This window comes from Janthinobacterium sp. SUN100 (assembly GCF_030397705.1).
Lineage (GTDB): Bacteria > Pseudomonadota > Gammaproteobacteria > Burkholderiales > Burkholderiaceae_D > Janthinobacterium > Janthinobacterium kumbetense.
This window is the reverse complement of record NZ_JAPUBU010000015.1, coordinates 1-1,077: the sequence shown is the minus strand read 5'-3', so window position 1 is coordinate 1,077 and position 1,077 is coordinate 1. Positions and strand designations below refer to the sequence as shown.

General features: G+C 47.4%; 2 tRNA genes and 2 rRNA genes. All 4 read right to left on the bottom strand.

Annotation, left to right across the window (positions count from 1 at the left end):
• Positions 1–474 (bottom strand): 23S ribosomal RNA (locus O0881_RS29200); the annotation flags it as partial.
• 243 nt (positions 475–717) lie between these two features.
• Positions 718–793: transfer RNA gene (locus O0881_RS29195), tRNA-Ala, on the bottom strand.
• 25 nt (positions 794–818) lie between these two features.
• Positions 819–895: transfer RNA gene (locus O0881_RS29190), tRNA-Ile, on the bottom strand.
• Between the two features lie 79 nt (positions 896–974).
• Positions 975–1,077, bottom strand: a 16S ribosomal RNA gene (locus O0881_RS29185); the annotation flags it as partial.

Here is a 1,077-nt window from a genome sequence, read left to right as displayed (position 1 = left end):
TCGCCTTTCCCTCACGGTACTGGTTCACTATCGGTCGATTACGAGTATTTAGCCTTGGAGGATGGTCCCCCCATATTCAGACAGGATGTCACGTGTCCCGCCCTACTTGTCGTACGCTTAGTATCACCGGTCTGATTTCGAATACGGGACTATCACCCGCTACGGTTCCTATTTCCAGAGGATTCTTCTATCAGTCCGACTATCACGTACAGGCTCTTCCCATTTCGCTCGCCGCTACTTTGGGAATCTCGGTTGATTTCTTTTCCTGCAGCTACTTAGATGTTTCAGTTCGCCGCGTTCGCCTTGCATACCTATGTATTCAGTATGCAATACCCTAAAAGGGTGGGTTGCCCCATTCGGAAATCTGCGGATCAAAGTGTGTTTGCTCACTCCCCGCAGCTTATCGCAAGCTACTACGTCCTTCATCGCCTGTAATCGCCAAGGCATCCACCATGTGCACTTATTCGCTTGTCCCTATAACGTTAGCCTCTTCATTCTTTCAAACGAAAAGAGCGCTACAAGGATAAGAAAGTACAACGTTGTTGCTTGTTTGTTGATACATACAATCATTACCCATCGATTTACCTTTTACGGCAAACCGATCAATAAATAATCTTTACTTCTTCCAGATTGTTAAAGAACATACAGCACTTGATCTCGAAAAGACCAAACCTAAATCCCGGTGTTGAATTCAACACTGATTTACGTTTGAACTTTTGGTGGAGGATGACGGGATCGAACCGACGACCCCCTGCTTGCAAAGCAGGTGCTCTCCCAGCTGAGCTAATCCCCCAATGGGTAATACAGACTACAGAAACTGGTAGGGCTGGTTGGACTCGAACCAACGACCCCCGCGTTATCAACACGGTGCTCTAACCAGCTGAGCTACAGCCCCAAATGCTGTTCTTTATATTAACAGCCGATAAGTGTGAACATTTGATGTGTGAATCATTACTGATTCGTGCAAACTCTAGAAAGGAGGTGATCCAGCCGCACCTTCCGATACGGCTACCTTGTTACGACTTCACCCCAGTCACGAATCCTACCGTGGTAAGCGCCCTCCTTGCGGTTAAGCTA